We start from the raw sequence: 5,552 nt of genomic DNA on the forward strand, positions 1-5,552 counted from the left end.
CAGCAGGCTCGAGGGCACGTAGTCCGACGAAAGGATGTCGAGCAGGTCCGCCTTCGCGAGTTCGAGCGCCGACACGTTGCCCGAATGCGAGCCGCCGCGCACGATATTCGGTGCACCCATGATGGTCGCGATGCCGTGCGCGCGCGCCGCTTCGGCGGCAATGCGGGTGGTCGGAAATTCGGCGAGCACGATGCCTTCGGCCTTCGCCTGTTCGACGTGCTCGATCAGCGTGTCGTCGTGGCTCGCCACCGGAATGCCGAGCCGCTGGCAACGCGCGACGATCTCGCGGCGGTGTGCATCAGCATAACGTTCCTGTTCGACCGACAATTCGGCCAGCGCGGCCGCGACGCGTTCGTCGCTGAGCTTGCCGTCGCGCTCCTGGAAGCGGCGCCATTGCTCGCGGTCGTGCCATTGACGCTGACCGGGCGTGTGATCCATCACCGACGCGAGCCGCAACAGCGGATGCGTGCACAGCGAATCGAACACCTCGAGCACGTCGGCGGTGGCGATCTCGCAGCGCAGATGCAGAAAGTGCTCGGCGCGCAACAGTTTGCGTGCGGAAAAGCGCAGCAGGGAATCGGCGCATTGCGTTTGCACGTCGCGGCCACGCAGTCCGACGTTCGAGCGCGAGCCGATCGCGAGCGCGTCGAACACGGTGGTGATGCCCGCGGCGGCCACCTGGGCGTCGTGGATCACGAACGCGGCGTCGGTATTCCATTGCACGCCGGGACGTGGCGCGAGGTGTTTCTCGAGATTGTCCGTATGCAACTCGATCAGACCGGGCAGCAAATAATCGCCGTCCCAGTCTTCAGCTTCGCGCGCCGCGCTCGTGCCGCGCGCGACTTCGCGGATTACGCCGTCCTCGACGCGCACCACGCCGGTGAATGCTTCGTCTCGCGTCACGATGCGAGCGTTCCTGATCAACATCGACTTGCTCCGCTTTTATCGAGCCTGGGTGTTGTTGCCGTATGGGGTAAGTCTCTCATCGCCGTTCGCTGGTCCATTCTAGTGCCGTTTTCGCGGACGTCGATCAGTCGTTCAGCGACCCGTGGCGGCTGCAAGGCGAGGCGGCGGGTTGCGACCTTGCTGCGCGTCTCTTCGTCATGAAAGATACCGACGATCGCCGCCCCGCGCTCGCGTGCTTCGACGATCAACCCGGCGACCACGTCGCGGTTCTCCGCGTCGAGCGAGGCGGTGGGTTCGTCGAGCAGCAGCAGGGGATGCCCGGCGATCAAACCTCGCGCGATGTTCACGCGCTGCTGCTCGCCGCCCGAGAAGGTGGCGGGCGCGAGCGTCCAGAGTCGCTGCGGCACGTTGAGCCTCGCGAGCAGCGCGGCGGCGCGCGCGCGGGCTTCGTCTTCGGCCACGCCGCGCGAGAGCAGCGCTTCGGCGACGAGCGTGAGCGTCGGCACGCGCGGGATCACGCGCAGAAACTGGCTCACGTAGCCGACCACATTGCGGCGCAAGCGCAGCACGTCGCGCGGTTGCGCACCGGTGATCGACACGGGTTGGCCACGATCCGTTGTGTCGCGAATCTCGATCGATCCCGTGCTGGCGAGATAGTTGCCGTAGAGACAGCGCAGCAGGGTGCTCTTGCCGGCGCCCGACGGGCCGACCAGCACCACGCATTCGCCGCGCTCGACTTCGAGCGAGACGTCCGCGAGCGCGTCGATGCGCACGCCGCCCTGGCCATGCAGCGTGAAGGTCTTGCCGACGCCGGCTGCGCGCAGCATCAATGCCGTATTGCTGGAGAACTCGCGCCCGGCCGCGCCTGCGTCATGATCTGTGCGACTGTCTGCTTCAGTGGATCGCATCGTGAGCCTCAAACCGGCAGAACCGAGGAAACCAGCGTTTGCGTATAGGGGTGCTGCGGATCGTCGAGTACCTGATCGGTCAGACCCGACTCGACGACTTCGCCCCCCTGCATGACCATCAGCCGATGCGCGAGCAAACGCGCGACACCGATGTCGTGCGTAACGATCAGCACCGACAGATGCAACGTGGACGTCAGCGTGCGCAGCAGATCGAGCAGGCGCGCCTGCACCGACACATCGAGCCCGGCCGTGGGTTCGTCCATGAAGACGAGCCGCGGACCGGTCACGAGATTGCGCGCGATCTGCAGGCGCTGCTGCATGCCGCCGGAAAACGCACTGGGAAATTCGTCGATGCGCGAAGCGTCGAGTTCGACGCGTTCCATCCATTGCGTGGCCGCGTGACGGATCTCGCCATAGTGGCGCGCGCCGACGGCCATCAACGGCTCGCCGATATTCGCGCCGGCGGAGACGCCGCTGCGCAGTCCGTCGCGCGGATTCTGCTGCACGAAGCCCCACTCGGTGCGCATCAGCAGGCGTCGGCGCGGTTCGGACAGCGCGAGCAGATCGAGCCGCTCGCCCTGCGTGGCGGTGTAGTGGAGCAAGCCGCTGTCGGCCGTCGTTTTCAGCGCGAGCGTATTGAGCAGCGTGGTCTTGCCCGAGCCCGATTCGCCGACGATGCACAGCACCTCGCCCGGATACAGATCGAAGCTGACGTTCCTGCAACCGTTGCGGCCACCATATTGTCTGGTCAGATCACGAGCGCTCAACAGTGGCTGTGACGTCATGTGGCTTCTCCGTCGCGTGCATTGGGCGTTGCCGGAGCCTCGTGCGCATCGCCACGGCGTTCGTGGCAGTAGTCGCTATCGGAGCAGACGAACATGCGCTGGCCCGCGTCGTCGACGATCATTTCGTCGAGGAAGCTCTCAGTCGATCCGCACAGCGCGCACGCGTGCTGCCATTTCTGCACGTCGAATGGATGGTCGTCGAAGTCGAGACTGCGCACGCATGTGTAGGGCGGAATCGCGTGAATGCGCCGTTCGCGGCCGGCCCCGAACAGTTGCAGCGCGGGGTTCATGTGCATCTTCGGGTTGTCGAACTTCGGGATCGGCGACGGCGAACTCAGATAACGGTGGTTGACGAGCACCGGGTAGTCGTACGTGGTGGCGATGCTGCCGTGATGCACGATGTCCTCGTAGAGTTTCACGCTGATCAATCCGTAGTCGGCGAGCGCATGCAGCTTTTTGCATTCGGCGACGCGTGGTTCGAGCCGATATAACGGCTCGGGCATCGGCACCTGGTACACCAGAATCTGCCGGTCCGTCAGCGGCGTTTCGGGAATCCGGTGACGTGTCTGGATGATCGTCGCTTCCGCGGTGCGGCGCGTGGTCGCTACGCCCGTGGTGCGCGCGAAGAAACGGCGGATGTTGACCGCGTTGGTGGTTTCGTCGGAGCCCTGATCGATGACCTTCAACGTGTCCTGCTTACCGATGATTGCCGCGGTGACCTGAATGCCGCCGGTGCCCCAGCCGAACGGCAACGGCATTTCCCGCGACGCGAACGGCACCTGGTAGCCCGGCACCGCCACGGCCTTGAGCAACGCGCGGCGCAGCATGCGCTTGGTCTGCTCGTCGAGGTAGGCGAAGTTGTAGCCATGCGCGGCGCTGTCGTACGAGGCGGTGGGTCGAGATGCGTCGGGCGCGTTCATGCTGCCTGCTCCCCGTGATCGCTGCCTGGTTGTGCGCTTTGGTTCGGCGTCTGCGCGCCATGCTGTTTTCGCAAGCGTCGCACGAGTTCGAGTTCGGCCTGAAAATCGACGTAGTGAGGCAGCTTCAGGTGCTGAACGAAGCCCGACGCTTCGACGTTATCGCTATGCGACAGCATGAATTCGATGTCCTGGGTCGGTGACGCGACCGCCTCGCCGAGTTCTTCGGCGCGCAACGCGCGATCCACCAGCGCCATCGCCATCGCCTTGCGCTCCGCATGGCCGAACGCGAGACCGTAGCCCTGCGTGAAGGTGGGCGGCACGGCGCCACTGCCGGCAAACTGGTTGATCATCTGGCATTCGGTGATGTCGATGTCGCCGATCTCGACGGCTTCGCCCAGTTCGTCGAGTTCCATTTCGACGGCAATCGTGCCGAAGCGGATCTCGCCCGCGAACGGATGCGAGTGCGCGTAGCCGCGTTGCGTCGCGTAACCCATCGCGAGCAGAAAGCCTTCGTCGCCGCGCGCCAGATTCTGCAAGCGCGTCGCGCGGCTGGCAGGAAAGGCGAGCGGTTCGCGCGAAAGATCGCCCGGGGGCGGCGCGTTCGGCGTCGGGCGTTCCTGTTCGATCAGGCCTTCGTTGTCGAGCAGGGTGACGACGCGCGGCATGGCGCTCGTTGCCGCCGCCGCGCTTGCGAGCGACTCGGCCTGTGCTTCGGCTGTGGCGCTGTCACAGCGTGCGGGTGCGCTAGCTTCTTCGCCTTCACCTTCGGCAAGCAAGGCGAAATCGAGCAGACGCTGCGTGTAATCGTAAGTCGCGCCGAGCAATTGTCCGCCGGGAACGTCCTTGAAGGTCGCCGAAATGCGGCGCTCGACCTGCATCGCTTCGGTGTCGATCGGCTGCGTGTAGCCGAAGCGCGGCAACGTGGTGCGATATGCGCGCAGCAGGAAGATCGCTTCGACCAGATCGCCGGCGGCCTGTTTGATCGCGAGCGCGGCGAGTTCCTCGTCGAACACCGAGCCTTCGGTCATCACGCGCGCGACGGCGAGGCGCAACTGCTCGCTAATCTGCGCGACGCCGAGTTCCGCAACCCGCGTATCGCCTCGGCGCGCCTCGTCGAGCAGACGCCACGACGCTTCAATCGCGCGCTCGCCACCTTTGACGGCAACGTACATCAGTTCACCTTTGCGTGAGTTGTGCGCGGCAGGCCGATCAGGCGAGCACCGCTGACGAGATAGCAGTCGGCGCCGCACGGAAACAGCGGCGCGAGCGCAGCGCGTTCGCGCCAGAAATGCTCAGGCAGCCCGACAGGAGAAATCGTTTCGGTATCCAGAATGCCGGGTCCACTGAGCACGACCGGCACGCCACCCGTGAGCGCTTCGACGCGAATCAGCAGCGTCACCGCCTGGTCGGGCGATTCAGCGGTGCCGAGCGTAAAGCGCTCGATCGGCGGCAATGCACTCGCATCATGAACGTATGCAAACACGGCTGCGGCGGGTTCCTCGACGAGCGGCGCGCCGGTATGAAAACGCAGCGCCGAGCCGAGCGCGGTGTCCGGCTGCGCGAGCCACACGGGCGTCGCGTAGTCGCACAGCGCGAGCAGCGCGGCGAACGCGGCGCGGGCGGCGCGTCCGGCCCTTCTGTCGGGCAGCACGTTGGCGACTTCGCCGATCGTGCCCGGCCGCGACAACGCGTCAAGCAGCGTGCGGAACACCGCCTGCGTATCGTGGACCGGGTCCGCGAAACCCGGCGTCAATGTGGACAAGGCAATCTGCGCGTTTTCCATCATTCGCCCCGCACCATCGTGAAGAACTCGACGCGCGTGGCCGCCGCGTCCCGTTGCCGCCCGGCGCGGCGCGCGGCCTGTTGCGCCGCAAACGGCTCGACCAGTTGCCGATGCAATGCCACGTGATGCTCGGGCAGTTGCAGCAGCGCGTCCGCCAGCGCGGCGAGTTCCGCGCGGCGGCGGTCGCGGCCCAGGTGACATGCGACACCTACCGTCGCTAGCGCATCATCCGGTGCGCGCAGGCGCAGGG

Annotated in this window: 7 protein-coding genes; all 7 read right to left on the reverse strand. The window is 65.9% G+C overall.

From position 1 onward, the window contains the following. On the reverse strand, window positions 1–927 hold a 927-nt coding region (locus CIC12_RS11245; RefSeq protein WP_168664195.1), incomplete at its 3' end, for an alpha-D-ribose 1-methylphosphonate 5-triphosphate diphosphatase. Next, on the reverse strand, window positions 921–1,814 hold the full coding sequence (gene phnL / locus CIC12_RS11250; RefSeq protein WP_168664196.1) for a phosphonate C-P lyase system protein PhnL: 894 nt from the start codon (window positions 1,812–1,814) through the stop codon (window positions 921–923). The genes phnL and CIC12_RS11245, both read right to left, overlap by 7 nt. Window positions 1,815–1,822: 8 nt before the next feature. Next, window positions 1,823–2,599: a phosphonate C-P lyase system protein PhnK gene (phnK, locus tag CIC12_RS11255; protein ID WP_168664197.1), complete on the reverse strand. Its 777-nt coding sequence runs from the start codon at window positions 2,597–2,599 to the stop codon at window positions 1,823–1,825. Next, entirely contained in the window at window positions 2,596–3,519 is a 924-nt protein-coding gene (locus CIC12_RS11260) for an alpha-D-ribose 1-methylphosphonate 5-phosphate C-P-lyase PhnJ (protein WP_168664198.1), read from the reverse strand. The genes phnK and CIC12_RS11260 overlap by 4 nt, the downstream gene beginning before the upstream one ends. Further along, window positions 3,516–4,691: a carbon-phosphorus lyase complex subunit PhnI gene (locus CIC12_RS11265; RefSeq protein ID WP_168664199.1), complete on the reverse strand. Its 1,176-nt coding sequence runs from the start codon at window positions 4,689–4,691 to the stop codon at window positions 3,516–3,518. Before CIC12_RS11265 ends, CIC12_RS11260 begins: the two co-directional genes overlap by 4 nt. After that, window positions 4,691–5,302 carry a phosphonate C-P lyase system protein PhnH gene (gene phnH / locus CIC12_RS11270; protein ID WP_168664201.1) on the reverse strand — a complete coding sequence of 204 codons (612 nt, stop codon included), beginning with the start codon at window positions 5,300–5,302 and terminating at the stop codon, window positions 4,691–4,693. Before phnH ends, CIC12_RS11265 begins: the two co-directional genes overlap by 1 nt. After that, window positions 5,302–5,552, reverse strand: a 251-nt coding sequence (locus CIC12_RS11275) for a phosphonate C-P lyase system protein PhnG (protein WP_168664200.1), incomplete at its 5' end; no start/stop codon positions are given. The genes CIC12_RS11275 and phnH, both read right to left, overlap by 1 nt.

The organism is Paraburkholderia sp. SG-MS1 (assembly GCF_012275575.1).
Lineage (GTDB): Bacteria > Pseudomonadota > Gammaproteobacteria > Burkholderiales > Burkholderiaceae > Paraburkholderia.

Coding starts and splice junctions, on each gene's coding strand:
- CIC12_RS11260 (WP_168664198.1), bottom strand. CDS start 3,519: ATGAACGCGCCCGACGCATCTCGACCCACCGCCTCGTACGACAGCGCC.
- phnH (WP_168664201.1), bottom strand. CDS start 5,302: ATGGAAAACGCGCAGATTGCCTTGTCCACATTGACGCCGGGTTTCGCG.
- phnL (WP_168664196.1), bottom strand. CDS start 1,814: ATGCGATCCACTGAAGCAGACAGTCGCACAGATCATGACGCAGGCGCG.
- phnK (WP_168664197.1), bottom strand. CDS start 2,599: ATGACGTCACAGCCACTGTTGAGCGCTCGTGATCTGACCAGACAATAT.
- CIC12_RS11265 (WP_168664199.1), bottom strand. CDS start 4,691: ATGTACGTTGCCGTCAAAGGTGGCGAGCGCGCGATTGAAGCGTCGTGG.